We start from the raw sequence: 26,652 nt of genomic DNA, 5'->3' as shown, positions 1-26,652 counted from the left end.
TCCTAACCATCTAAGATTATTTTGTAAAAGTACTTATTTATAATATCAAACGTGAAAATGAAAAGAAAACTACAAAACATAGCTTATCTACTGATGGCTGCCGCATTAGTCACTTCCTGTGGCGGGAAGAAGCAGACATCTGAATTCCCGGATTGGGCATGGGCAGATTTCCAGCGTCCGGAAGGTATTAATCCGATTATTTCTCCTGACACTACAACCTTTTTCTATTGTCCGATGAGACAGGATTCAGTAGCATGGGAAGCGAATGATACGTTTAATCCCGCTGCTACTGTTTATAATGGAAAAGTAGTAGTCCTCTACCGGGCTGAAGATAACTCGGCAACCGGTATCGGATCACGTACCTCCCGTTTGGGATATGCCTCTTCTGACGACGGACTACACTTCAAACGAATGTCCGTACCTGTATTTTATCCGGCAGACGATAGTCAGAAAGAACTGGAAAATCCCGGCGGTTGCGAAGACCCACGTGTTGCTGTAACAGAAGACGGGCTTTACGTAATGCATTACACACAATGGAACCGCAAACAGGCACGTTTGGCAGTGGCCACCTCGCGTGATCTTCAAACGTGGGAAAAACATGGACCGGCTTTCGCAAAAGCATACAACGGAAGATTCATAGATGAATTTTCCAAATCTGCCTCTATCGTAACCAAATTAATTGACGGCAAACAAGTGATTGCCAAGATTGACGGCAAATACTGGATGTACTGGGGAGAAAAGTTTGTGAATGTATCCACTTCCACGGACCTTGTCAACTGGGAACCGATGTTGGATGAAAATGGAGAATTCCTGAAAGTGATGACTCCCCGCGCAGGTAAGTTCGACAGTGACCTGACCGAATGTGGTCCTCCTGCCATCCTGACTGACAAAGGAATCCTTTTATTTTATAACGGCAAAAATAAATCGGGCGCAGAAGGAGACACACTGTATACAGCCAACTCTTATTGCGCCGGACAAGCCTTATTTGATGCCAAAAATCCTACTAAACTAATCGATCGCTTGGATAAACCTTTCTATATTCCCGAATCAGACTTTGAAAAGAGCGGACAATATCCAGCCGGAACCGTATTTATAGAAGGACTTGTATTCTACAATCAGAAATGGTTCTTATATTATGGCTGTGCCGATTCACGCGTGGCAGTTGCCGTATATGATCCTCTCAAAAAATAAAGAAAACGTTCATGAAGAAGATAACAATCTTTCTGTTTAGTGTTTGTCTTGCGCTGCAACTTGTGGCGCAAGAACAACATTATTTTATGAATCCGGTCATTCGGGGCGACATGCCCGATCCTTCCATCATCCGGATAGATGATACGTATTATGCCACAGGTACCTCTTCCGAGTGGGCTCCTTTCTATCCGGTATTTACCTCCAAAGATATGGTCAATTGGAAACAGGCAGGACATATCTTCTCTAAACAGCCTTCCTGGACTTCAAATTCGTTTTGGGCGCCAGAACTGTTTTATCACAATAGCAAAGTCTATTGTTACTACACCGCACGTCAAAAGAGTACCGGAATTTCCTATATCGGAGTAGCTACATCGGATTCTCCTTTACACGAATTTACCGATCATGGTCCGATCATCACCTATGGCACAGAAGCTATTGACGCATTTATCTATGATGACAACGGACAGCTATATATCAGTTGGAAAGCGTATGGACTGGACAAACGCCCGATAGAACTATTAGGCTGTAAACTTTCTGCTGACGGATTGCACCTGAAAGGTGAACCATTCTCTTTATTGGTGGATGACGAAGAGATAGGCATGGAAGGCCAGTACCACTTCAAACAAGGGGACTACTATTATATTATATATTCAGCCCATGGTTGCTGTGGACCTTCCAGTAACTATGATGTATATGTAGCACGCTCTAAAAATTTCTGCGGACCTTATGAAAAATATACAGGAAATCCCGTTTTGCATGGTGGTGAGGGTGATTATCTCTCATGTGGTCATGGCACAGTCGTAAAGACTCCCGACGGAAAAATGTTTTATATGTGTCATGCTTATTTGAAAGGAGAAGGATTTTATGCCGGACGCCAACCTGTTCTGCAGGAAATGGAGATGACAGCAGACCATTGGGTGCGCTTTACAACGGGGAAACTGGCTATTGCCAAACAACCCATGCCTTTTAAAACTACCATCCAGCAGCCTCTTACCGATTTTGAAGATCACTTTACAGAAAACAAACTGAAAGTAGACTGGACTTGGAACTATCCTTATTCGGATATCAACATAGTACTGAAAAAAGGAAAGCTATCCCTATCCGGAACTCCGAAAAAAGACAATCAGCGAGGGACGGCATTATGCTTGCGTCCGCAGTCTTCTCATTACAGTTGCGAGACAAAAGTGATTCACGCTAATGAGAGTTTGCAGGGATTAACTTTATACGGTGACGATAAGAATCTGATAACCTGGGGAGTCAAAGGAAAACAGTTGCAGTTGAAATTTATAAAAGAAAATTCCGAATCCATCCTTTATGAATCCGGTGCTGTTGATAAAGACATCTATTTGAAGATAGAAGTCGAACAAGGCTGTATTTTCAACTTCTATAAAAGTAAAGATGGAAAGATCTGGAACCCCATACTGGACACTCCCTTAAAAGGAGAATCCCTGATTCGTTGGGACAGGGTGCAACGTCCGGGGTTGCTTCACTGTGGAGCGAAAGAGGTTCCGGCGGAATTTGCCTATTTCAGAATGATAAACCTGAAATAGACGAAACGCATGAAGAGTGATAGAATTAATGTATATAAACTTATAGTATTTATAAAATAGAAATTAAGACATGAAAAAACTTTTTGTATTGATTGCAGCGGCTTGTATGACATGTACTGCTGCGTTTGCACAAACTGTGAAACCTTTTAAGGAGGGTGAGAGAGCAGTGTTCCTGGGAAATAGTATAACGGATGGTGGTCATTACCATTCATACATCTGGTTATATTATATGACTCGTTTTCCGGATATGCCTATCCGTGTTTTCAACGGTGGTATTGGTGGAGATACGGCCTATGATATGAACAAACGCCTGGATGGAGATATTTTTGTGATGAAACCTTCCGTGTTGATGGTTACTTTTGGTATGAATGATTCCGGATATTTTGAATACAACGGTGATAAGCCCAAAGAATTCGGTGAGCAGAAATATCAGGAAAGTATAAAGAATTACCAGCAGATGGAGAAACGTTTTAAAGATCTTCCTGATACCCGTATCGTGATGGTCGGGACTTCTCCGTATGATGAAACCGTACAACTCAAAGAGAATACACCGTTCAAGACAAAAAATGAAACCATCAAACGGCTTGTTGAATATCAGAAAGAATCGGCAGCTAAGAATAATTGGGAATTTACCGATTTAAATGCTCCTATGACAGCTATTAATCAGCAATATCAGCAGAAAGATCCTACCTTTACCCTTTGTGGCAGTGACCGTATTCATCCCGATAACGACGGACACATGGTAATGGCCTATCTTTTCCTGAAAGCCCAGGGATTTGTAGGTAAAGAAGTAGCGGATATGGAGATTAATGCTAATAAAAAACAAGTCGTTAAGTCGGAAAATTGTACCGTTTCAAATATAAAGAAGAACGGAAAAGATTTGAGTTTTGACTATTTGGCAGAAGCTCTTCCTTATCCTTTAGATACTATTGCCCGTGGTTGGGGACAGAAAAAGAGCCAGGCAGAAGTGCTGAAAGTTGTTCCTTTTATGGAAGAGATGAACCGTGAAACGTTGAAAGTAACAGGACTGAAAGGCAATTATAAGTTGTTGATAGACGATGAAGAAATTGGAATCTGGAGTGGAGATGAACTGGCAAAGGGCATTAATCTTGCTGCTGAATCCAAAACTCCCCAATACCAACAAGCATTGACGGTGATGCACTTGAATGAATATCGTTGGGAAATTGAAAGAACATTCAGAGAATATGCGTGGTGTGAATTCGGCTTTTTCCAGCAAAAGGGATTGTTGTATGCTGACGACAGAAAAGCGATCGAGGTGATGGATGAAAATTTGGATAAAAACGTTTGGTTGAAGGGACGTCGTGATATGTATTCAAAGATGATGTTTGAAGCTGTCCGTGATGCTCGCCAACAGGAAATGGATGTTCTTATCAATAAAATTTATGAAATAAATAAGCCTGTTGTAAGAAAGATTTTACTTAGAAAGGTCTGATGTGATAACAGCGTAGAAATACGATAGAATACTCACCGTAATGAGAAAGAATTCTCACTATAATGAGAACTTTTTCTCATTGCGATGAGTATTTTTTCTCATTACAGTGAGTATCGTTGAGAATATATGAATAGATAAGTACTCTTTGTAATAGCCTGATAATGTACTCCTTATTGTAGCTTTTGCATTAAACAGACTACCTTTATTGAATTCTTAATTCTTTTTCCAGAAATCGGAAGTGAAAAGCAATAATACTGTAAACAATTCCAAGCGTCCCAAGAGCATTAAGAAAGAAAGCAGCCATTTGGCAGCATCAGGCAATGCACTCCATGAGAAAGCCGGACCACATCTGCCGAGGCCTGGTCCCATATTACCTATGCTTGAGATTACGGTTCCTATTGATTCCAGAAAACCGACTCCTAAGCCCATCATGACAAGTACACTGATGATAACAATGACCACATACAAAAAGGTGAAAGCCAATACAGTAGACTGAATGGAAGGGGAAATAACTTGCTTATTTACCCGCACCGGGAGTATGGCGTTAGGGTGAAGAATATGTTTGAATTCATTTTTCACTACTTGAAACAGGATAACCATACGAATACACTTGATACCTCCTGTTGTACTGCCGGCACAAGCTCCGATAATCATCACAATAATGAGGCAGCCCCAGAGGATAGAAGGCCAGAGCATATAGTCAGCTGTGACGAATCCCGTAGAAGTTTGCAATGAAACCACTTGGAAAAGCGATTTTCGGAATGCCTCCTCTACTCCCATAGAAGAAGTCTGATGGAGCCAGATAGCAATGAATAGAGTGAAGAATGAAACACAAATAAAGTAGAACTTCAGTTCCGCATCATGTAGGAACTTCTTAATCTTCCCATTAAACATCAACAGCAGCAACGTGAAGTTAATACCTGAAAGGAACATGAAAATGGAAATTACATAGTCTATGTAAGGTGAATGGTAATATTCAATGCTGGCCTGTTTGGTAGAGAACCCACCAGTGCTGGTCGTAGCAAAAGCATGACATACACTGTCGAATATACTCATGCCACCACCTATTAATAAAATAATCAGCGTTCCCGTCATTCCGGCATAAATACCCCAAATCCATTTAGCAGTGATGCCAATGCGAGGATGCACTTTATCATGAGTAGGTCCACTGGCTTCTGCTGCGAACACCTGAATTCCGCCCACACCGAAAATCGGCAGAACGGCAATGGTGAAGAATACAATACCCAAACCACCTATCCATTGCGTCATAGCCCGCCAGAAAAGTATTCCGTGGGGCATCGACTCTATATTATTCAGAATAGTGGCACCTGTACTGCTAAATCCGGACATCGTCTCAAAAAATGCATCCGCAACATTGGGAATATATCCTCCTATATAATAAGGTAACATTCCGAAAAGGGAAAAGGTAACCCATGCTGCGCTGACGATGACATATCCATCGCGGCGATTCAGGGATTTCACTGCGTCTTTCCCGATGGCAAGCAGCAGAAAGCCAATACAGGCTGTGACAGCAGATGAAATCAGGAAACTCTGCAAGTCATTCTCTTTATAAAAAAGAGAAACCGCTCCACAACATAACAGCATTGCTGTTTCTATCAGAAGCAGAAAGCCCAGAATCCGGAATATCATCTTTGAATTAATCATAAATTGGTTTAGTTATCTTATGCTTAATTAAAGAACTTCTCAATCTTTTTAATCATCATACTCAGGCAGAATACGACTACATGGTCGCCGGGACGGATTTGTGTATCACCCGTCACCAAGATACCTTCTCCGTTGCGGATCATTCCTCCGATGGTAGTACCCTTCGGGAGTCCCAGGTCCTTAATCAGGTGTTTGGTGATTTTAGCACCTTCCGGTACAGTGAATTCAGCAACGTCCGCATTGGCAAAAGTAAGACATTTCACATTAGACACATCGGCATCCAACATCATTTGGTAGATATGGCTGGCAGCAATCATTTTTTTATTGATAACAGTACCGATGTCAAGGCTTTCCGCCATACCGATATAGTCGATATTCTCCACTTCTGCCACTGTCTTTTCCACTCCCATACGTTTAGCGGCAAGACAGGCTAGAATATTCGTTTCCGAGTTACCGGTCAGAGCAACAAATGCTTCGGTATTCTTTAGTCCCTCTTCGATGAGCAAATCCATATCGCGACCATCTCCGTTGATAATCATTGTCTTATCATCCAGTAACTCCGTAAGGCGGTTGCAACGGTTCAGATCATTATCTACTATTTTCACCTGCATATAGTCCGGCACATATTGTGCGGTACGGACTGCGATACGGCTTCCCCCCATAATCATCACATTGCGTACGTCGGCATAATCTTCCTTGCCGGCTATCTTACGAATATAAGGAATATACTTGCGGGTAGTGGTGAAATAAACAATATCATGCAATTTAATGACATCGTCTCCACGGGGAATAATCGTTTCCGTTCCACGTTTGATGGCTACTACGTGATAAGGTATGTTAGGACCGCCTAGCTGATGCAGCGGTATATTCAGGATTTCAGCCTTTTCGCGCATCTTCGTGCCAATCAGAACTAGAGAACCTCCACAGAACTCCCACCATTGGCGTACCCAGCTCATACGCATGGAAGATACGATTTCTTTGGCAGCCAGCATTTCCGGGTAAATCAGAGAATCTACTCCCAACTTCTGGAAAAACTCTTTATTTTTGGGCAGAAGATATTCGTAATTGTCGATACGTGCCACTGTCTTTTTAGCTCCCAGATTGGTAGCCAGCATACAGGCAGTCATGTTACGGCTTTCGTCCGGTGTGACTGCGATAAACAGGTCGGCTTCTTTGACGCCCACTTCTTTCAATCCGGAGATGGAAGAAGGAGAAGCGGCAACAGTCAGCAAGTCAAAATTGGCACTAAGAGCGCTTAGTTTCTCTTCGTCATCATCCATCAAGATGATATCTTGCTTTTCGCGCGATAACAACTTGGCCAAATGGGTGCCTACGTTGCCGGCACCGGCAATAATAATCTTCATGTCAATTGATAAATTCTTTTATTTTAGTCAGAATCCCTTCTTCATCCATGCCGCACAGTTGATACAGTTCGGCAACTGATCCATGCTCTACAAATAGGTTGGGGATACCGATACGCTTCACGGTTGGTTTGTATTCGTTGTCTGCCATAAATTCAAGGATAGCACTACCCATACCGCCTTTGATAATCCCGTCTTCGATAGTCAGGACACGTTGGAATTTGCGTCCTACCTCATGTAATAGCTCTTCGTCCAGCGGTTTCAGGAAACGCAAATCGTAATGGGCGATCGACAGACCGAAATCAGCTTCTGCCCGGGTGATGGCACGGGCGGCTACGTTTCCTATCGGTCCGATAGTAATCACTGCAAGGTCGCTACCCTCTTTCAGTTTCCGTCCTTTTCCTACCGGGATCTCTTCTAGCGGACATTTCCAGTCCACCAGTACGCCGCGTCCACGGGGGTAACGGATCACGAACGGTCCCTTGTCCGGCAATTGTGCCGTATACATCAGGCGACGTAATTCATGTTCGTCCATCGGGGAACTGATAGTCAAATTAGGGATCGGGCGTAAACATGCCATATCAAAAGCTCCGTGATGAGTAGGACCGTCTTCGCCAACCAATCCGGCGCGGTCGAGGCACAAAACAACAGGGAGATTCTGAATCGCTACGTCGTGGATGATATTATCATGCGCCCGTTGCATAAAAGAAGAATAGATATTGCAGAATGGTTGCAGTCCGTCTTTTGCCATCCCACCGGAGAAAGTAACCGCATGTCCTTCGGCGATGCCTACATCAAACGCACGTTTGGGCATTTTCTCCATCAGTATATTCATCGAACAACCGCTAGGCATGGCGGGAGTGACACCGACAATCTTCGGATTGGCTTCGGCAAGCTCTACCAATGTATTTCCGAATACATCCTGGAAAAGCGGAGGCATTCCTTCAGTGTTGGCAATGAAACGTTCGCCGGTGACCGGATCGAATTTGCCGGGAGCATGCCATTCGGTAGCGTGTTTCTCCGCCGGACCGAATCCTTTTCCTTTGATAGTATGTAGATGCAGGATTTTAGGTCCTTGCATATCTTTGATATCACGTAATACTCTTGCCAGGTTCTTTACGTCGTGTCCGTCTATCGGACCGAAGTAACGGATATTCATCCCTTCGAAAATATTCTGTTGCTGTGCAGCCATTGATTTCAGGCTGTTCCCGAAACGTATGAGCGCTTTGCGACGTTCTTCGTTTAGGATGCCGAGCTTGAATAACATGCGCGAGAGCTTGAAACGTAACTGATTATAGCGGTTGGAAGTTGTCAGGTTGAAGAGATATTGCTTCATACCTCCTACACTACGGTCAATGGCCATATCATTGTCATTCAGGATAATGAGCAGGTTGTTCGACGTGGCAGATGCATTGTTCAGCCCTTCAAAAGCCAGTCCGCCACTCATGGAACCGTCGCCGATGATGGCTACTACATGGCGTTTGACATCTCCTTTTCTGGCGGCTGCGACAGCCATACCGAGAGCTGCAGAAATAGAATTGGAAGCATGTCCGCACGTGAAAGTATCATATTCGCTTTCTTCCGGAGACGGGAAAGGGCGGATTCCTCCGAGTTTCCTGTTCGTAGAAAAGGCTTCACGGCGTCCTGTCAGTATTTTGTGGCCGTATGCCTGATGTCCCACGTCCCATACAATACGGTCATAAGGTGTATTGTAGACGTAGTGTAAAGCTACGGTCAGCTCCACTGTTCCCAGACTGGCAGCAAAATGCCCCGGGTTGCAGCAAAGTTCTTTAATAATGTCTTGCCTTAATTCACTACATACCTCCGGCAGTTGCTCTACGTCTAGTCTTCGCAGGTCGTCAGGATAATTGATAGTGTTTAGCAAGTTATATATCGGTTCATTCTTCATGATTCGAGGAAATTTAGTGCAAAAATACGAAAAGAAAGTATATTCGCCCCCCTTTTTTTTATAAAATCTTATTCGGCATAGGGACGTATCTGTTTTTCCATACTCCCTAAGATTATTGAATCGTGAGGAAAAAGAGGTAGGAAATTGTTTTTTGATTACTTTTGCATATGAAACGTAATGAAATGATGGAAAATCGTATGAACTTTCAAACATCTGTAGAATTGCCTGCCGGGATGCCACCTGTCAGTCATGCAGATCGTATTCTTTTGATGGGCTCCTGTTTTGCAGAAAATATCGGGAGACAATTAATGGACGCCGGGTTTCAGCTGGATCTGAATCCTTTTGGTATCCTTTATAATCCTTTGTCCGTCTCATCCGCTTTGAGAGAGATTATGGGACATAAAGAATATACCAGCCAGGATTTGTTTACCTACAAAGACTTATGGCATAGTCCGATGCATCACGGCTCTTTTTCAGCTTTTACGCCCGAAGAAACGTTGCATACCATAAATGCCCGTCTTCATCACGCCCATCAAAGACTACCGGAGTTGAACTGGCTAATGGTAACTTTGGGCACCGCTTATGTTTATAAACAAAAAGAGAGTGGGCAAGTGGTAGCCAACTGCCATCAACTGCCGGAAAACCATTTCTTACGTTACCGGCTTACTGTTGAAGAAATTGTAGAAGATTATACAGCGCTCATCACCGGAATGGCAGCCTGCAATCCGGAATTAAAATGGCTGTTTACAGTCAGCCCGATCCGTCATATACGCGACGGAATGCACGCCAATCAATTAAGTAAATCTACGTTGTTACTGGCCATCGACCGGTTGCAGCAATTGTTCCCGGAACGAGTGTTCTACTTCCCCTCTTATGAAATCATATTAGACGAATTGCGTGATTATCGCTTCTATGCTGACGATATGCTGCATCCGTCTCCTCTGGCGATTCGTTACCTGTGGGAACGCTTCTCCGAAACCTTCTTTTCCGCTGAAACAAAGCAGGTTATCATGGCAGTGCAGGACATCCGCCGGGACTTGGCACATAAACCCTTTCACCCCGAGTCAGAGGTGTATCAACGCTTTTTAGGACAAATAGTGTTAAAAATAGAACGACTTATCGGAAAATACCCGTACTTAGATTTTCAAAAAGAAACAGAACTATGTCATATGCGATTGAATCCATAGCCAAAAGTATCGGTGCCCGCCGTATGGGCAAACATAAAGCGACTATTGATTGGCTGTTAACAGACAGCCGCTCTTTGAGTTTTCCGGAAGAAACTCTCTTTTTTGCTTTAACTACCAAACGAAATAGCGGAGTCCGTTATATCCCCGAATTATACGACCGGGGCGTACGCAATTTTGTAATAACAGAAGAAGACTTTAAATTAATTGAGAATGGAGAATTGAAAATGGAGAAATCTGGGCAGGATGATGATGCGCAGCCAATTCTCAATTCTCAACTCTCAACTCTCAATTTCCTTATCGTTCCCAATCCTCTGAAGGCTTTGCAGAAGCTTGCCGAAGCGCATCGTGATAAATTTAAAATCCCTGTGATCGGTATCACCGGAAGCAATGGAAAAACCATTGTGAAAGAGTGGTTGCACCAGTTACTTAGTCCGGATCGTTGTATCGTCCGTTCTCCGCGTAGCTATAATTCGCAGATCGGAGTTCCTCTTTCTGTATGGCAACTTTCAGAAGAAGCAGAACTGGGCATTTTCGAAGCCGGCATCTCCGAAATGGGAGAGATGGGAGCCTTGAAACGAATGATAAAGCCTACCATTGGTATTCTGACCAATATCGGCGGTGCCCATCAGGAAAATTTCTTCTCATTGCAAGAGAAATGCATGGAGAAACTGACGCTTTTCAAAGACTGCGATGTAGTGATTTACAACGGCGATAACGAATTAATCAGTAATTGTGTCGCAAAATCAATGCTGACTGCACGTGAAATAGCCTGGAGCCGTAGGGATATTGAACGTCCGTTGTATATCAGCCGTGTAATCAAGAAAGAAGATCATACCGTTATATCCTATCGTTATCTGGAAATGGATAATACATTCTGTATTCCTTTCATCGATGACGCCTCCATTGAAAATGTGCTGAATTGCCTGGCAGCTTGTCTTTACCTGATGACACCTGCCGACCAGATCACCGAACGGATGGCCCGTCTCGAACCGATTGCCATGCGTCTGGAAGTGAAAGAAGGAAAGAATAACTGCGTATTGATTAATGATAGTTATAATTCAGACCTGGCATCGTTGGATATTGCACTCGACTTTCTGGTACGCCGTTCGGAAAAGAAAGGCTTGAAGCGGACACTGATCCTGTCGGATATACTGGAAACCGGCCAAAGTACCGCTACGCTCTACCGGCGTGTAGCACAGTTGGTGCAGAGTAAAGGAATAAATAAACTGATTGGTGTAGGGCAGGAAATATCCTCCTGTTCCGCTCGTTTTGATGACGATCTCGAACGCTACTTCTTTCCTAACACAGAAGCACTTCTTACATCCGGCATACTCAAATCACTTCATTCGGAAGTAATTCTGGTAAAAGGTTCGCGCGTGTTCAACTTTGATTTGGTATCCGAAGAACTTGAATTGAAGGTGCATGAAACCATCCTTGAAGTAAACCTGGGAGCGATGGTCGCCAATCTGAACCATTACCGTTCCATGCTTCGCCATCCGGAAACAAAGGTGATCTGTATGGTGAAAGCATCCGCTTACGGAGCCGGTTCGTACGAAATAGCCAAGAGCTTGCAGGAACACCATGTCGATTATCTGGCTGTGGCCGTGGCTGACGAAGGTTCCGAACTTCGCAAAGCAGGTATTACCGCCTCTATTATAATTATGGATCCGGAGCTTACGGCATTCAAAACCATGTTCGATTATAAGCTGGAACCGGAAGTCTATAATTTCCATCTGCTTGATGCGCTCATCAAAGCAGCAGAAAAAGAAGGAATCACCAACTTCCCGATTCATGTGAAACTGGATACAGGTATGCACCGTCTGGGCTTTGCGGTAGAAGATATACCATTGCTCATTCGTCGTCTGAAGAATCAGAGTGCGGTGATCCCCCGTTCGGTATTCTCTCATTTTGTAGGAAGTGATTCGCCGCAGTTCGACGCTTTCACTCGCAGGCAGATTGAATTGTTCGAGAAAGGCTCGCAAGAATTGCAGGCTGCCTTCTCTCATAAGATTCTCCGTCATATCTGTAATACGGCAGGAATCGAGCGTTTCCCTGATGCACAATTTGATATGGTGCGCTTGGGAATCGGACTTTATGGAGTTAGCCCGATAGACAATTCGATTATACATAATGTAAGTACGTTGAAGACTACCATTCTTCAGATACGGGATGTTCCCCAAGAAGATACGGTAGGATATAGCCGGATGGGGCATTTGGCACGTCCTTCACGCATTGCGGCCATTCCTATCGGCTATGCGGATGGATTGAACCGCCATTTGGGACGCGGCAACGCCTATTGCCTGGTGAACGGAAAGAAAGCTCCTTATGTAGGGAATATCTGTATGGACGTCTGCATGATCGATGTGACGGATATTGATTGTCGGGAAGGCGATCAGGCTATCATCTTTGGTGATGATCTTCCGATTACGGTGTTGTCCGATAAGCTGGATACGATCCCTTATGAAGTGTTGACAAGTATATCGACACGGGTGAAGCGGGTATATTATCAGGATTAGAATTTTCTAATAACCCTGTGTTGTCATAAAAAACAGGGCTAATCTATGTAACCTGTGGTGAAAATGATTATATTTGCAGCAACTATTAAAAACCTCTTATATCAAATAAACTTATGACAAACTTATTATTGTTAGGCTTTTTGCCTAGTGGTTCCGAATGGATTATTATCGCTTTGGTTATCCTTCTTCTTTTTGGTGGAAAGAAAATACCTGAACTGATGCGCGGATTAGGCAAAGGTGTAAAAAGTTTCAAAGACGGTGTGAACGAAGCGAAAGATGAAATAAACAAGGCAAAAGACGAGTTGGACAAACCTGTAGATCCTTCTAAGAACTAAAAGAGCACAACATACGGATGGCAGAAATGACCTTTTGGGATCATTTGGACGAACTGCGTAAGGTGCTTTTTCGGGTAGTTGGAGTTTGGTTTGTATTGGCGATAGGCTATTTTATTGCTATGCCCTACCTCTTCGACCATGTAATACTTGCACCTTGCCACAATGATTTCATATTCTACGATTTATTACGGCATATCGGTAAAACATTTGATTTGACCGATGACTTCTTCACACAACAATTTTATGTGAAGCTGGTCAATATCAACTTGGCTGCTCCTTTCTTTATTCACATGTCGACAGCATTTTGGATGTCGGTGGTGACGGCTATGCCTTATATCTTTTTTGAAATATGGCGTTTCATCAATCCCGCTCTTTATCCGAATGAGAGAAAGGGCGTGCGTAAAGCATTGACTATCGGAACGGTGATGTTTTTCATCGGCGTACTGCTGGGTTACTTTATGGTTTATCCGCTGACTCTCCGTTTCCTGTCTACCTATCAGTTGAGTTCGGAAGTGGAGAATATCTTGTCGCTTAATTCCTATATAGATAATTTTATGATGCTGGTTCTCTGCATGGGATTGGCTTTTGAACTTCCGTTGGTTACATGGCTGCTTTCTTTGCTGGGAGTGGTGAACAAGTCTTTCTTGCGGAGATACCGCCGTCATGCGGTGGTTGTCATCGTGATAGCAGCTGCTATTATTACTCCGACAGGCGATCCCTTCACATTGAGTGTCGTAGCTATTCCACTTTATCTGTTGTACGAGATGAGTATTTTGATGATAAAAGACAAGAAGAAAACCGAAGAGGAAGAGGAAGTAGAAGATGAAACTGGAGATGAAGTTGCCTTGTCCGAAGAATGAAGCGATAGAATCTTATGAAATCCTTTTAGCAGTTTGCCGGGCAGAAGATGCCTATCTTGCCGTAGGATATAAGCAAATGCGCGACTTGCTGGAACGCATTTGTCGCGGGCAAATGCAAAACGAAAGTTTACAGATGACCGATCTTTCCGCACGAATTAGTTTTGTGTCAGCTAAGGTGGGTCTTTCTGTTACAGAGCAGAACCGGCTGCATACTTTCCGGTTAACTTCAAATGCTATCCTGAACCGTCAACAAGAGCCCAACCGAGAACAACTCTTGCGGGATGCGAAAACTCTGGCTTTCTTTATCCGTAAACTCTTGGATGAAGATATTCCTCTGGAACTATATCGACTATTTCCGCGTGCGGATGCCACCTATTTGGTTGCGCCTCCTGCCCGCGAGCGGGTACAGCGGATGCGTGTCTGTTTCCAGTATGCCGACGAACAATATCTGTATGTGACTCCCTTGGATGAAGTTTCTGAGCAACCATACCTTGTCCGTTATAATGTTCCTCAAATCAATGAAGAGTTTGCAGAAACGTGCAAGCTGCTTTGGCGGCATGCGCAAGTCAATTTATTGGATGTAGCCATCGATGAAGCAGGAATCCTGACCCCTTCTTTTATCGTACTCGAACCGGATTACTTGCTCGACATCAGTTCCCTTGCCGAGTGTTTCCGTGACTACGGACACCATCCGGCCAACTATTTTCTTTCCCGTCTTCAACCGATCGAAAATGCTCGTCCTTTATTACTGGGAAATATAGCCAACCTTTTTCTGGACGAATGGATTCATGCAAAGAGTGAAGAGATAGACTATCGTACCTGTATGCAGAAAGCCTTCCGGCGTTATCCTATTGAACTGGCCGCCTGCTCTGATTTGCGAGACAAGGAGAAAGAACGCCAATTCTTTGAAGACTGCAAATTGCACTTCGATCATATTCGTGAAACAGTAAATGACACCTTTCATGCAGCCGGCTATGAGCTTGACAAGACAGATGCCGTGCTCGAACCATCTTATATTTGCGAAGCACTCGGACTCCAGGGACGTCTTGACTATATGCAACGGGATATGTCTTCTTTTATCGAAATGAAATCCGGTAAAGCGGACGAGTATGCTATCCGGGGCAAGGTAGAACCGAAAGAGAATAATAAAGTACAGATGTTGCTTTATCAGGCGGTATTGCAATATTCGATGGGAATGGATCACCGGAAAGTGAAAGCTTATTTGCTTTATACCCGCTATCCGCTTCTTTACCCTTCCCGTCCTTCGTGGGCGATGGTACGCCGGGTAATTGATTTGCGTAACCGGATTGTAGCCGATGAATATGGCATCCAATTACGAAACAGCCTGGAGTATACGTCACAAAAACTGGAAGAAATCAATGCTTCCACCTTGAATGAACGAGGATTGAAAGGGCGTTTCTGGGAAACATACCTGCGTCCTTCTATTGATAACTTTCAATCGAAGCTGAAAGCTCTTTCCGCATTGGAAAAGAATTACTTCTATGCGGTGTACAACTTTATAACAAAGGAACTTTATACCTCAAAATCCGGTGACGTGGATTATGAGGGACGTACAGGGGCAGCTTCTTTGTGGCTCTCTACATTGGCGGAGAAATGTGAGGCTGGAGAAATCATTTATGATCTGAAAATAAAGGAGAACCATGCCGCCGATGAATATAAAGCCGGACTTACTCTTACCGCTGGAAGTGAGATGCTTCATGCTGAAACTTTCCTTCCTAATTTCCGTCAAGGCGACGCCATTATCCTTTATGAACGAAACTGTGATACAGATAATGTCACCAATAAAATGGTTTTCAAAGGCAATATCGAGTATCTGACAGAAAACGAAATAGGTATCCGCTTGCGTGCTACCCAGCAGAATCCATCCGTACTTCCGGCCGAAAGCCTTTATGCCATAGAGCATGATACAATGGATACGACATTCCGCTCGATGTATCAGGGATTATATGCTTATCTTTCTGCAAGAAAAGAACGTCGTGACTTGTTGCTGTCACAACGTCCTCCGAGGTTTGATAAATCATTGGATTCCATGATTTTCTGTTCGGAAGACGATTTTACGCGAGTCGCCCTGAAGGCAAAAGCCGCACAGGACTATTTCCTTCTTATCGGACCTCCGGGAACAGGCAAGACTTCATGTGCCTTGAAGAAAATGGTAGAGACTTTCCATGCAGACAAGGATGCGCAGATTCTTTTGCTTTCCTATACCAACCGGGCGGTTGATGAAATATGCAAGTCGTTGGCTTCCATTGCTCCGGCAGTTGACTTTATCCGGGTAGGAAGTGAATTGTCATGTGATGAAGCCTACCGCGGGCATCTGATTGAAAATGAATTATCCTCTTGCAACCGTCGTTCGGAAGTTTACGAGCGTATTCGGAATTGTCGGATTATTGTGGGAACGGTAGCGGCTATTTCCGGTAAGCCGGAACTGTTTCGCTTGAAACATTTTGATGTAGCTATTATTGATGAGGCTACCCAAATCTTGGAACCGCAGTTGTTAGGAATCCTCTGTGCACGTGGAGAAGATGAAAAAGATGCAATAGATAAGTTTGTATTGATCGGAGATCATAAGCAACTGCCTGCTGTTGTGCAGCAAAACGCGGAACAGGCGGCAATCTATGATGAATCATTACTGTCTATCGGATTGAGCAATCTGAAAGATTCTTTGTTCGAACGTCTTTATCGGAACTGTACGGCAGCCTGTTCATCGTCTGCTATTCATCGTTCCTATGATATGCTTTGTCGTCAGGGACGCATGCATCCGGAAGTTGCCTTATTTGCCAATCGTGCTTTTTACGGGGGGCGGCTGATTCCTGTCGGACTACCTCATCAAATAGAGGACTCGGACACGATCTGCCGTTTAGCCTTTTATCCGTCTGTGCCGGAGAAAGCAGGAGCATCTGCCAAAATCAACTATTCGGAAGCACGTATCGTTGCGGATTTAGCCGTTCGCATTTATGAACACCATCAGTCGGATTTTGACGAATCCCGTACTTTAGGAATCATTACTCCTTACCGGAGTCAGATAGCATTGATTAAAAAAGAAATAGAATCAGTAGGTATTCCGGTTTTGAATCGCATTCTGGTTGACACGGTGGAGCGGTTCCAGGGAAGCGAGCGTGATGTAATAATCTATTCCTTCTGTGTCAACTACCCTTATCAATTAAAATTTCTATCCAATCTGACGGAAGAAGAGGGTGTTTTGATTGACCGGAAACTGAATGTTGCCTTGACCCGTGCAAGGAAACAGATGTTCATCACGGGAGTTCCCGAACTCTTGGAACGCAATCCTCTCTATAAAAGTTTATTAAAATTAATAGAAGGCTCCTGAAAAATTGCATCATTTTTGCAGATGTTAGTTTTTATTCTCTCTTTATGCAATTCATTAACACCTCTATATTGAACAAACGCCTATATTTGCAACACGTTTTTTCATAGAGATTTAGATTTAAGGTTAGAAGAATTGTGGAAGTCGTGAGACTTCCCTTTTTTTCATCTTAACGTTTACTATACTTCATTATAGGAATGCAAAACACTGTTTTTTTAGTGTTACGTTTAAAAAATTTGCAGGAGGATGATGCAGGATAAGTAAACCTAAAAAGCCTTCTTCGTGAGAAGAGGCTTTTTTATTTTTCATTTTTTGAATAATTGGTTAAAAACAAAAGAGTAATCCGGCGACGGATTACTCTTTTGTTTTTATTGATAGTATCTATTGAAATGGAATTAATCCAATACGATAGGTTTGTATTTCGGAACTAATGCCTTCATGATGACCCAACCAAGCAGATAAGCTACTGCACACACGCAGAAAATTATGAAATATCCGGCAGGTTTACCTTCGAAGCCCATGAATGTCATGGCAGGGTGTACGAATTGTGCTCCTTGTTCGAGCAATTCTTTCGTCATTTCCACCTCTTTGCCGTCAACCATTGTTGTTCCGGAAGCATATACGAACAAGTTACCTGCCACTTTCTGAAGAATCATAGAACCTACGCCTCCTGCCATACCACCGATACCGGTGATACTTGCAATAGCCGTTCTTGGGAACATATCACCTACAGTAGAGAAGATGTTAGCTGACCAGGATTGATGAGCAGCACCACCGATACCGATTAAAATAACCGGGAACCATGGAGAAACCGTACCTAACGGCTGTGCTAACAATACAACCAATGGGAAGAAGGCGAAGATCAACATCGCTTTCATACGGGCTGCATAAGGATTCATACCCGTTCTGTTGATGAAGATGGTAGGTAATTTACCACCATAGATGGATAACATGGTTACCGCATAAAGCGTAAAGATTAATGCCATACCCAACGGGTCGGAGGTTTTGATGCCGAATTGAGTATTCAGATAAGACGGAGTCCAGAAAAGGAAGAACCACCATACACCGTCAGTGGTGAACTTACCGAAGATAAAGGCCCATGTCTGCTTGTAGCTGAAACATTGCCAGAACTTCATTCTTTTTTCGTCTTTCTCATCTGTCATCGGAGCACTGCCTGCTTCGCGCTGGTCTTGTTCGATATAATCAAGCTCTGCCTGATTGACATGTTTGCTTTTAGATGGAGCATCGTACATGAATACCCAGAATCCCATCCAAATGAAGCCAAGTCCACCAATCACGATAAATGCCATTTCCCAACCGAACGCTTTGGCTAAGATAGGAATGGTAAGAGGGGCAATCAATGCGCCGATTGACGCACCCGCATTAAAGATGGAAGTAGCATACGCACGGTCTTTTTTAGGGAAATACTCTGCAGTTACTTTAATAGCGGCAGGGAAGTTGCCAGCTTCTCCTAAGGCCAGAATACAGCGGGCAGCGAGGAAGCAATACATACTGACAGTAGCGATAACGACGATAGTGTCTCCTGTTGCGCCAGCCAGTTCTGCTGCGCTGTGGAGACCAACGTGAGCTTCTGTGATGATACCGCAGACAGCATGGAGGCAAGCACCGGCAGACCAGACACCAATGGCCCAAAGGTAGCCTTTTTTAGTTCCCATCCAGTCGACAAAACGACCGGCAAACAGCATACATATAGCGTATACAATCGAGAAAACAGAAGTAATAGTACCGTAATGAGATTCGTCCCAGTGGAATTCCGGTTTGATAAATTCATCCCATGTCAATGAGAGAACCTGACGGTCGAGATAGTTAACTGTGGTAGCAAAAAATAGCATAGCACAGATAGTCCATCTGTAGTTTGTCATTTTTTCGCCTGTTTTTTGAAATGCATTCATGATAATGGATTTAAATAGATTTTGTTTCGTTGACAAAGGTCGGTATTTAGACTGAATTTTATTTGTAAAAATTGGTCAAAATCATGTATTATTCGTTGCATTATAGTTGGATTTTGTTACATCCTATATATAATAAGGTAACGAATGTTTGTTCTTTGGGGGAAGAATATGCAAAATCCGGAAAACTTCATTCCTTTCTCTCGCAGGAGAAAAGAATGAAGTTTTTCGGATCATTGATTATATGTATGAACAGGAATACGCAACGATTAGCGCATTTCTGTATATTTGATTTTGTCCATATCTCCGTAGTCGAGGTTTTCACCTGCCATACCCCAGATAAACATGTAGTTGCTTGTTCCGGCAGCAGCGTGAATAGACCATTCCGGTGACATGATAGCTTGTTCATTCTGCATCCATACAATACGCTCTTCTTGAGGTTCGCCCATGAAGTGACAGATCGCATTTCCTGCCGGTACATTGAAATAGAAGTATGCTTCCACACGACGAGAGTGAGTGTGTGCCGGCATCGTGTTCCATACGCTACCCGGTTTCAACTCTGTCAGTCCCATCTGTAATTGGCAAGGACCTTCTTCAAGTACGTTGTTAACAATTAACTGGTTGATAACGCGGTCGTTGCTTTCTTCCATCTTTCCGGCAGCAAATGAGTTGGCTTTCAGAGAACCTTTGCGTCCGTCGATAGTAATCAATTGAGTTTTGTATTCCTTGTGAGCAGTAGCCGAGTTGATGTAGAACTTGGCAGGATTGCTGGAATCTTTGCTCTTGAAAGTCACTTTCTGCTTGCCTCTACCTACGTATAAAGCATCTTTGAATTTCAGCGTATATTCTTTACCGTCTACGGTTACGATACCTTCGCCACCAATGTTGATGACACCCAGTTCGCGGCGTTCAAGGAAGAATTTAGATTTCAGCGGATCAATCGTTTCAAGTACCAGTTCTTTTGTTGCAGGTACTGCACCACCGAAAATCAGGCGGTCGTACATTGAATAAGTAACGTTGATTTCATTCGGAACCATTACTTTCTCCATCAGAAAGCTACTACGCAGGCGGTTGGTATCATACGTTTTCACGTCTTGAGGACTGCAAGCCACTTGCATCTTGTAATTCACCTGGGCAGAAGCAGACATCGCTGCGATACCCAACATCATTGCAATTGCTAATTTTTTCATAATCTTTTCTTTATAGGATTTATATTATTCTTTATTGGTTGATGCATTCTTTGCGTCATTTCTAGTCATGCGGATACGGTTGTAGATAGCCATTCCGAGTGCCAGTGCCACGAGGATGGCAGGACCGATAATCTTCAGACTGTAGGTCAGGTGGAAGATACCCCAACAGAAGAGGCTGGAAGCAAAGTCGAGTGCTCCACCTTCAAAACCGGCGGGGATATTCACTGTCGGGTCGCCCGTTGCGGCATATACATCTTTGGCGGCCAGTGTGAAGAAGCCTGCCAGTCCTGTTACGAAATACAGACCGACTGTCAAAGCCACCAGACCGATAATAAATGATTTCACTACGTTACCTTTTGTAATAGGCAGAATCATCGGGAACAAGTAGAACATACCTGCCAGGGAAGCCAGCGGTAAAAAACGGTTGCCCGGAAGGATAACAGCCAGGAAGATAGTTACAGGGATTAAAAGTAGAGATACCACCAGGGTAGTCGGGTGACCGATTACCAGTGCAGGGCTCATACCGATGCTCAATCCGGTGTTATTCTTATATTTCTTAGCGATCAGCTCGCGGGTAGCGTCAGAAATAGGTTTCAAACCTTCGATGAAGAGACTGGTGATACGTGGAATCAATTCCATTACCGCACCCATCTTGATACCCAGTCCTAAAATGCCCGGAATACCATCCAACACTTCTTTCCAACTGGCACAACCCAGTGCGCCGATACCGCAACCGATCACAATACCCAGGAACAACGGTTCACCCATCAATCCGAATTTCTTTTTCATGCCTTCCGAGTCGATATTCAGTTTGTCGAATCCCGGGATTTTATCAAGTAGTTTATTAATTACAATGGCAAACGGAACAAAACTTTGGCAAAAAGGTTGCGGAATAGAGATACCTTCCATTTTATCATAGAACTTTTGGAAAGCAGGAGCAGTCATATCCGCCATTACCAGTGTAATGATGTAGCAGATGATTGCTGCAAAGAAGCCCCAGAAGATATTGTCGGAAGCAAAATAGACGATGGCTCCGATAAAGGCGAAATGCCAGTAGTTCCAAAGGTCGATGTTGACGGTGCGGGTTGTTTTGGTAAGCAACATCAGTAAGTTGACACCCAGACAGACCGGGATAATAAAAGCACCGACAGATGTATTGTAGGCAACTGCTGCTGCAGAAGGCCATCCCATGTCGAAAATACCCAGTTCCAATCCGTAGATTTCTACCATTTTACTTAGTGCAGGGCCCAGGCTGCTGGTAAGCAACGCTGTGACTACCGATAAACCAACGAAACCGACACCTACCAATAAACCGCTTTTCAGCGCTTTAGAGAATTTAATACCGATACATACTCCTAAGATTGTGAAAATGACCGGCATCATCACTGCCGCTCCAAGACCGATAATGTACTTGAATACTTCTTCCATTCTGTTCTATTTTTTCTCTGTTTTAATGATAAATTACCTGTGTTTCCCCAGAGGGTATTAGTTGTAAACCGTGCCAAAAGTAAGACCTTTTTTGCTTTCTTCCAAAACGAAACTCTTAATTTATGAGATATTGCATCAAAAATGGACATTTTTGACGTTTGCGTGCACAAAATTAGTCGTTTCCGTGCACGAAAAACAAAAAATGCACCTACTTGACTAAAAAATCCCACTGGCTTTGGAGGAAAAACACTACTTTCGTAGCGTGAAAGACTTGTATGTTTAATCCTTAAAATAACAAACCATGAGACGAACTCTTTTTTATAATTTTTTTATATTGACTCTGCTGGTTACAATGTCACTTCCGGCATCGGCACAACAGGTAGACAGCAAGCTTCCCTGGTCTGTGCGGCTGACTGAATCGGAAATGATCCGTTACCCGGAATCCTGGCAACTTGACTTTCAGCCGAAACTGAAGTGGGATTATTGCCACGGACTTGAACTGGGAGCCATGCTTGATGTGTACGACGCTTATGGCGACAAGAAAATTCGCGATTACGCCATCGCGTATGCGGATACAATGGTGCACGAGGACGGAAGCATTACCGCTTATAAATTAACCGATTATAGCCTCGACCGTATCAACTCCGGAAAAATCCTTTTCCGTATCTATGAGCAGACCAAGAATCCTAAATATAAGAAAGCGCTCGACCTGCTTTATAGCCAGTTTGAAGGACAACCGCGTAATGAGGACGGTGGTTTTTGGCATAAAAAGATTTATCCCCACCAAATGTGGTTGGACGGAATTTACATGGGAGCTCCTTTCTACGCGGAATATGCATTCCGTAATAATCTTCCGCAGGACTATGCAGATGTAATCAACCAGTTTGTCACTTGTGCCCGTCATACGTACGATCCTAAAAATGGTCTTTATCGTCATGCGTGCGATGTAAGCCGCACTCAACGTTGGGCGGACCCGGTGACCGGACAGTCGAAACATACATGGGGACGTGCAATGGGATGGTATGCGATGGCATTGGTGGATGTGCTCGAATTTATTCCGCAGCATGAAGCCGGAAGAGATTCCCTGCTTGATATATTGAATAATGTAGCTGTGCAGGTGAAGAAACTTCAGGACCCGAAGACCGGAGGATGGTATCAGGTGATGGATCGGAGTGGTGATAAGGGTAATTACGTAGAATCTTCTTGTTCCGCTATGTTCATTTATTCGCTCTTTAAGGCGGTTCGTTTGGGATATATTGATAAGTCTTATCTGGATGTGGCATTGAAAGGCTACAAAGGATTCCTGGATAATTTTATCGAAGTAGACAAGAACGGATTGGTAACCATCACCAAGGCTTGTGCAGTGGCAGGATTGGGAGGAAAGGTATATCGTTCCGGCGATTATGACTATTATATTAATGAAACTATCCGCAATAACGATCCTAAAGCCGTAGGACCTTTTATTATGGCTAGCTTGGAATACGAACGTTTACAAAAGTAATTTCCGACAATGAAAAGGACTATTTTTAAAGGAATGATGTGTTTGCTTCTACTGGGTGTGGGAGCAACATCTGTTTATGCACAACAACAGCAACGCAAAGACACATTAGTCGTGGCACGCGACGGGACAGGGGAGTATCGTAACATTCAGGAAGCCGTGGAAGCTGTCCGCGCTTTTATGGATTATACGGTGACGATCTATATCAAGAATGGTATATACAAAGAAAAACTAGTCATTCCTTCCTGGGTAAAGAATGTGCAATTAGTGGGCGAAAGCGCAGAAAAAACGATTATCACTTATGATGACCATGCCAATATCAATAAGATGGGTACTTTCCGCACCTATACGGTGAAAGTGGAGGGAAATGACATCACTTTCAAAGACCTGACGATTGAAAATAATGCGGCTCCACTGGGGCAAGCGGTAGCTCTTCATACCGAAGGTGACAGACTGATGTTTGTCAACTGTCGTTTCTTGGGAAATCAGGATACTATTTATACAGGAACAGAAGGAGCGCGTCTCTTATTCACGAATTGCTATATCGAGGGAACTACCGATTTTATTTTTGGTCCTTCCACTGCTCTATTCGAATATTGTGAACTGCATAGTAAACGTGATTCGTATATCACTGCCGCTTCCACTCCTCAAAGTGAAGAATTCGGTTATGTTTTCAAAAACTGTAAGCTGACAGCCGCTCCGGGAGTGAAAAAAGTATATTTGGGTCGTCCGTGGCGTCCTTATGCGGTAACGGTCTTTATCAATTGTGAGTTTGGTAATCATATCCGTCCCGAAGGATGGCACAATTGGAAGAATCCGGAGAACGAAAAGACAGCCCGTTATGCCGAATTCGGAAATACGGGTGCGGGCGCAGATACTTCCGGGCGTGTGGCATGGGCTAAACAGTTGACAAATAAGGAGGCAATGAAGTATACTCCGCAAAATATCTTTAAGGAAAGCAGTAATTGGTATCCTTATAAATAAAAATACGTAGATTTTCCGACTGTTTATGCAGCTTGAAATTTTTGTTTCCGGGCTTGGGCATTTGCTTTCCTGGCTTGAAATTCCCGTTCCAAGGCAGGAAACTGCAGTTCCCTATGTGGGAACTGTCGTATCTCTACGTGGAAACTAGCGTTTCTTACCGGGGAAACTGTAGTTCCTATACGTGGAAACTGAATTTGTCTGCGTGTAAAACAGGATTATTAAAGGTGTTGCAGATAAACATCTGCAACGGTATCTGCAACAGTATCTGCAACGCTGCAATCGGTTGATTGCAAGTAAGATATGAGCAAAACGTTGCAGGTGGCAGATAAAAACAAAAAATAAAACTCGTAGGAGGGGATGAAGAATATGAAAACACTTAGGGTTAAAATGGTAGGGCTACTTGCAACGGCTCTTATTCTTTTTTCTGCATTTCGTGCAGATAAACCGGTCATCACTATCTTTATGATAGGTGATTCGACAATGGCTAACAAGAAAATAGACGGAGGAAATCCCGAACGTGGTTGGGGAATGGTACTTCCCGGATTCTTCTCCGAAGATATACGGATAGACAATCATGCAGCCAACGGTCGAAGTTCCAAGAGCTTTATCAGCGAAGGACGCTGGGAAAAAGTAATTTCTAAGGTGAAGAAAGGAGATTATGTCTTTATCCAGTTCGGCCATAATGATGAGAAAGCAGACTCTACCCGTCACACCGATCCGGGTAGTACTTTTGATGAAATTCTTCGTCGGTATGTGAATGAAACCCGCGCCAAAGGTGGAATTCCGGTGTTGTTCAACTCTATCGTCCGTCGAAACTTCGTACAGCCGAAGGATGATGCCATCGCAAAAGATGTCCGCCGCACACCGGGGGAAAAGGAACAACCGAAAGAAGGAACTGTTTTATTCGATACGCATGGCGCCTATCTGGATGCTCCCCGCAATGTGGCAAAAGAACTGGGAGTGACTTTCATCGACATGAACAAGATTACTCATGACCTGGTGCAGGGACTTGGACCTGTAGAATCAAAGAAACTATTCATGTTTGTCGAACCCAATCAGGTGCCGGCTTTCCCGAAAGGTCGTGAAGACAATACTCATTTAAACGTATACGGAGCACGAACAATTGCCGGACTGGCAGTGGATGCCATCGGCAAGGAAATTCCGGAACTGGCGAAATATATCCGTCAATTCGATTATGTAGTGGCCCAAGACGGTAGCGGTGATTTCTTTACCGTGCAGGAAGCTATCAATGCTGTTCCCGATTTTCGCAAAGACGTTCGTACCACTATCCTGATTCGTAAAGGAACTTATAAAGAGAAGCTCATCATCCCTGAATCCAAGATTAATATCTCTTTGATTGGAGAAGACGGTGCGATACTGACTTATGACGGTTTTGCAAACAAGAAAAATGTATTCGGCGAGAACATGGGAACTTCCGGTTCGTCCAGCTGTTACATCTATGCCCCCGATTTTTATGCGGAGAATATCACATTCGAGAACTCATCAGGTCCCGTAGGACAAGCAGTTGCCTGTTTCGTATCTGCCGATCGTGTCTATTTTAAGAACTGTCGTTTCCTCGGCTTCCAAGATACGCTCTATACATACGGTAAACAAAGCCGCCAGTATTACGAAGATTGCTACATCGAAGGAACGGTTGATTTTATCTTCGGTTGGTCTACGGCTGTTTTCAATCGTTGCCACATTCATAGTAAGCGGGATGGTTATGTCACCGCTCCTTCTACGGATAAAGGTAAAAAATATGGCTATGTATTTTATGATTGCAAACTGACTGCGGAACCGGAAGCCACAAAAGTATATCTGTCTCGTCCCTGGCGTCCGTATGCGCAAGCTGTATTTATCCGTTGCGAACTAGGTAAACACATTCTCCCTGTCGGTTGGAATAACTGGGGCAAGAAAGAGAACGAAAATACAGTCTTCTATGCCGAATATGAGAGTCGGGGCGAAGGAGCCAATCCGAAAGCGCGTGCCGCTTTCTCCCAACAACTGAAAAACCTGCAAGGATACGAGATTACGACTGTACTGGCAGGCGAAGATGGATGGAATCCGGTAGCGGACGGAAACAAACTGATAACAGTGAAACGTTGACTTGACGAATATGTAAAGAAATGAATTACTAAGCAAAAAACAATGGATATATAAAAGACAATAGATCACTTGTCCTATAGAATGGCTCGATTCTGTTAAATAGCCGCTAAAGATTGCATAAAAGTACAACTATTTTTCTATCTTTACGGCACAGAACCTAGTT

General features: G+C 43.7%; 17 protein-coding genes. 11 read left to right on the top strand and 6 right to left on the bottom strand.

Going from position 1 to position 26,652, the window contains the following annotated elements; translation table 11 throughout:
- The first annotated feature begins 57 nt into the window (after positions 1-57).
- The 3 genes from DWZ47_RS07545 to DWZ47_RS07535 all read left to right on the top strand — a co-directional run bounded on the left by DWZ47_RS07545 (position 58) and on the right by DWZ47_RS07535 (position 4,194).
- Positions 58-1,191, top strand: coding sequence for a glycoside hydrolase family 130 protein (locus DWZ47_RS07545; RefSeq protein ID WP_117512696.1), 1,134 nt, complete (start codon positions 58-60; stop codon positions 1,189-1,191).
- 11 nt (positions 1,192-1,202) lie between these two features.
- Positions 1,203-2,741 carry a family 43 glycosylhydrolase gene (locus tag DWZ47_RS07540; protein WP_004305313.1) on the top strand — a complete coding sequence of 513 codons (1,539 nt, stop codon included), beginning with the start codon at positions 1,203-1,205 and terminating at the stop codon, positions 2,739-2,741.
- Positions 2,742-2,811: 70 nt separating this feature from the next.
- Positions 2,812-4,194, top strand: coding sequence for an SGNH/GDSL hydrolase family protein (locus DWZ47_RS07535; RefSeq protein WP_004315049.1), 1,383 nt, complete (start codon positions 2,812-2,814; stop codon positions 4,192-4,194).
- A 213-nt stretch (positions 4,195-4,407) separates the two neighbouring features.
- Here DWZ47_RS07535 and DWZ47_RS07530 read toward each other — a convergent pair whose 3' ends face one another.
- The 3 genes from DWZ47_RS07530 to dxs are packed head-to-tail and all read right to left on the bottom strand — an operon-like array spanning position 4,408 to position 9,129.
- Positions 4,408-5,859 carry a TrkH family potassium uptake protein gene (locus DWZ47_RS07530; RefSeq protein WP_004315050.1) on the bottom strand — a complete coding sequence of 484 codons (1,452 nt, stop codon included), beginning with the start codon at positions 5,857-5,859 and terminating at the stop codon, positions 4,408-4,410.
- Positions 5,860-5,882: 23 nt separating this feature from the next.
- A complete protein-coding gene (gene trkA, locus DWZ47_RS07525) occupies positions 5,883-7,223 on the bottom strand; it encodes a Trk system potassium transporter TrkA (RefSeq protein WP_004305310.1) in 1,341 nt (446 codons plus the stop codon).
- Between the two features lies 1 nt (position 7,224).
- Entirely contained in the window at positions 7,225-9,129 is a 1,905-nt protein-coding gene (dxs, locus tag DWZ47_RS07520; RefSeq protein WP_004315051.1) for a 1-deoxy-D-xylulose-5-phosphate synthase, read from the bottom strand.
- Between the two features lie 167 nt (positions 9,130-9,296).
- On the opposite strand from dxs, the gene DWZ47_RS07515 reads away from it, so the two are divergent.
- From DWZ47_RS07515 to DWZ47_RS07495, 5 genes are all read left to right on the top strand, one after another.
- Positions 9,297-10,316, top strand: coding sequence for a GSCFA domain-containing protein (locus DWZ47_RS07515; RefSeq protein ID WP_233525018.1), 1,020 nt, complete (start codon positions 9,297-9,299; stop codon positions 10,314-10,316).
- A complete protein-coding gene (locus tag DWZ47_RS07510) occupies positions 10,292-12,832 on the top strand; it encodes a bifunctional UDP-N-acetylmuramoyl-tripeptide:D-alanyl-D-alanine ligase/alanine racemase (protein WP_004315053.1) in 2,541 nt (846 codons plus the stop codon). The genes DWZ47_RS07515 and DWZ47_RS07510 overlap by 25 nt, the downstream gene beginning before the upstream one ends.
- Positions 12,833-12,945: 113 nt before the next feature.
- Positions 12,946-13,167: a twin-arginine translocase TatA/TatE family subunit gene (gene tatA, locus DWZ47_RS07505; protein WP_004301497.1), complete on the top strand. Its 222-nt coding sequence runs from the start codon at positions 12,946-12,948 to the stop codon at positions 13,165-13,167.
- Positions 13,168-13,184: 17 nt separating this feature from the next.
- Positions 13,185-14,027 (top strand): twin-arginine translocase subunit TatC, encoded by an 843-nt coding sequence (tatC, locus tag DWZ47_RS07500; RefSeq protein WP_032852553.1) that lies wholly within the window; start codon positions 13,185-13,187, stop codon positions 14,025-14,027.
- On the top strand, positions 13,990-17,376 hold the full coding sequence (locus DWZ47_RS07495) for an AAA domain-containing protein (RefSeq protein WP_008648899.1): 3,387 nt from the start codon (positions 13,990-13,992) through the stop codon (positions 17,374-17,376). The genes tatC and DWZ47_RS07495 overlap by 38 nt, the downstream gene beginning before the upstream one ends.
- Positions 17,377-17,768: 392 nt before the next feature.
- Here the strand turns inward: DWZ47_RS07495 and DWZ47_RS07490 are convergent, their stop codons facing one another.
- From DWZ47_RS07490 to DWZ47_RS07480, 3 genes are all read right to left on the bottom strand, one after another.
- Positions 17,769-19,286 (bottom strand): MFS transporter, encoded by a 1,518-nt coding sequence (locus DWZ47_RS07490; protein ID WP_004305304.1) that lies wholly within the window; start codon positions 19,284-19,286, stop codon positions 17,769-17,771.
- 266 nt (positions 19,287-19,552) lie between these two features.
- Positions 19,553-20,473 carry a 5-dehydro-4-deoxy-D-glucuronate isomerase gene (gene kduI, locus DWZ47_RS07485; RefSeq protein ID WP_099145998.1) on the bottom strand — a complete coding sequence of 307 codons (921 nt, stop codon included), beginning with the start codon at positions 20,471-20,473 and terminating at the stop codon, positions 19,553-19,555.
- A 24-nt stretch (positions 20,474-20,497) separates the two neighbouring features.
- Positions 20,498-21,901 carry a PTS galactitol transporter subunit IIC gene (locus DWZ47_RS07480; protein ID WP_004305301.1) on the bottom strand — a complete coding sequence of 468 codons (1,404 nt, stop codon included), beginning with the start codon at positions 21,899-21,901 and terminating at the stop codon, positions 20,498-20,500.
- Positions 21,902-22,202: 301 nt separating this feature from the next.
- Between DWZ47_RS07480 and DWZ47_RS07475 the strand changes: the two genes are divergently transcribed.
- The 3 genes from DWZ47_RS07475 to DWZ47_RS07460 all read left to right on the top strand — a co-directional run bounded on the left by DWZ47_RS07475 (position 22,203) and on the right by DWZ47_RS07460 (position 26,489).
- The gene (locus tag DWZ47_RS07475; protein WP_074556820.1) at positions 22,203-23,402 is read left to right on the top strand and encodes a glycoside hydrolase family 88 protein; all 1,200 of its coding nucleotides are present in this window, start codon (positions 22,203-22,205) and stop codon (positions 23,400-23,402) included.
- Between the two features lie 9 nt (positions 23,403-23,411).
- A complete protein-coding gene (locus DWZ47_RS07470) occupies positions 23,412-24,383 on the top strand; it encodes a pectinesterase family protein (protein WP_115485055.1) in 972 nt (323 codons plus the stop codon).
- A gap of 357 nt (positions 24,384-24,740) precedes the next feature.
- Positions 24,741-26,489 (top strand): pectinesterase family protein, encoded by a 1,749-nt coding sequence (locus DWZ47_RS07460; RefSeq protein WP_182281622.1) that lies wholly within the window; start codon positions 24,741-24,743, stop codon positions 26,487-26,489.
- Positions 26,490-26,652 lie beyond the last annotated feature (163 nt).

This window comes from Bacteroides sp. AF32-8BH (assembly GCF_003435205.1).
Classification (GTDB): Bacteria; Bacteroidota; Bacteroidia; order Bacteroidales; family Bacteroidaceae; genus Bacteroides; species Bacteroides ovatus.
The sequence above is the reverse complement of the archived record's forward strand: the minus strand, read 5'-3'. Positions and strand labels throughout refer to the sequence as shown.

What these genes read in the sequence shown, in the direction of transcription:
- dxs (WP_004315051.1), bottom strand. Translation starts at nt 9,129, where the DNA reads ATGAAGAATGAACCGATATATAACTTGCTAAACACTATCAATTATCCT.
- DWZ47_RS07490 (WP_004305304.1), bottom strand. Translation starts at nt 19,286, where the DNA reads ATGAATGCATTTCAAAAAACAGGCGAAAAAATGACAAACTACAGATGG.
- tatA (WP_004301497.1), top strand. Translation starts at nt 12,946, where the DNA reads ATGACAAACTTATTATTGTTAGGCTTTTTGCCTAGTGGTTCCGAATGG.
- tatC (WP_032852553.1), top strand. Translation starts at nt 13,185, where the DNA reads ATGGCAGAAATGACCTTTTGGGATCATTTGGACGAACTGCGTAAGGTG.
- trkA (WP_004305310.1), bottom strand. Translation starts at nt 7,223, where the DNA reads ATGAAGATTATTATTGCCGGTGCCGGCAACGTAGGCACCCATTTGGCC.
- DWZ47_RS07495 (WP_008648899.1), top strand. Translation starts at nt 13,990, where the DNA reads ATGAAACTGGAGATGAAGTTGCCTTGTCCGAAGAATGAAGCGATAGAA.
- DWZ47_RS07545 (WP_117512696.1), top strand. Translation starts at nt 58, where the DNA reads ATGAAAAGAAAACTACAAAACATAGCTTATCTACTGATGGCTGCCGCA.
- DWZ47_RS07540 (WP_004305313.1), top strand. Translation starts at nt 1,203, where the DNA reads ATGAAGAAGATAACAATCTTTCTGTTTAGTGTTTGTCTTGCGCTGCAA.
- DWZ47_RS07480 (WP_004305301.1), bottom strand. Translation starts at nt 21,901, where the DNA reads ATGGAAGAAGTATTCAAGTACATTATCGGTCTTGGAGCGGCAGTGATG.
- DWZ47_RS07460 (WP_182281622.1), top strand. Translation starts at nt 24,741, where the DNA reads ATGAAGAATATGAAAACACTTAGGGTTAAAATGGTAGGGCTACTTGCA.
- DWZ47_RS07530 (WP_004315050.1), bottom strand. Translation starts at nt 5,859, where the DNA reads ATGATTAATTCAAAGATGATATTCCGGATTCTGGGCTTTCTGCTTCTG.
- DWZ47_RS07475 (WP_074556820.1), top strand. Translation starts at nt 22,203, where the DNA reads ATGAGACGAACTCTTTTTTATAATTTTTTTATATTGACTCTGCTGGTT.
- DWZ47_RS07515 (WP_233525018.1), top strand. Translation starts at nt 9,297, where the DNA reads ATGAAACGTAATGAAATGATGGAAAATCGTATGAACTTTCAAACATCT.
- DWZ47_RS07470 (WP_115485055.1), top strand. Translation starts at nt 23,412, where the DNA reads ATGAAAAGGACTATTTTTAAAGGAATGATGTGTTTGCTTCTACTGGGT.
- kduI (WP_099145998.1), bottom strand. Translation starts at nt 20,473, where the DNA reads ATGAAAAAATTAGCAATTGCAATGATGTTGGGTATCGCAGCGATGTCT.
- DWZ47_RS07535 (WP_004315049.1), top strand. Translation starts at nt 2,812, where the DNA reads ATGAAAAAACTTTTTGTATTGATTGCAGCGGCTTGTATGACATGTACT.
- DWZ47_RS07510 (WP_004315053.1), top strand. Translation starts at nt 10,292, where the DNA reads ATGTCATATGCGATTGAATCCATAGCCAAAAGTATCGGTGCCCGCCGT.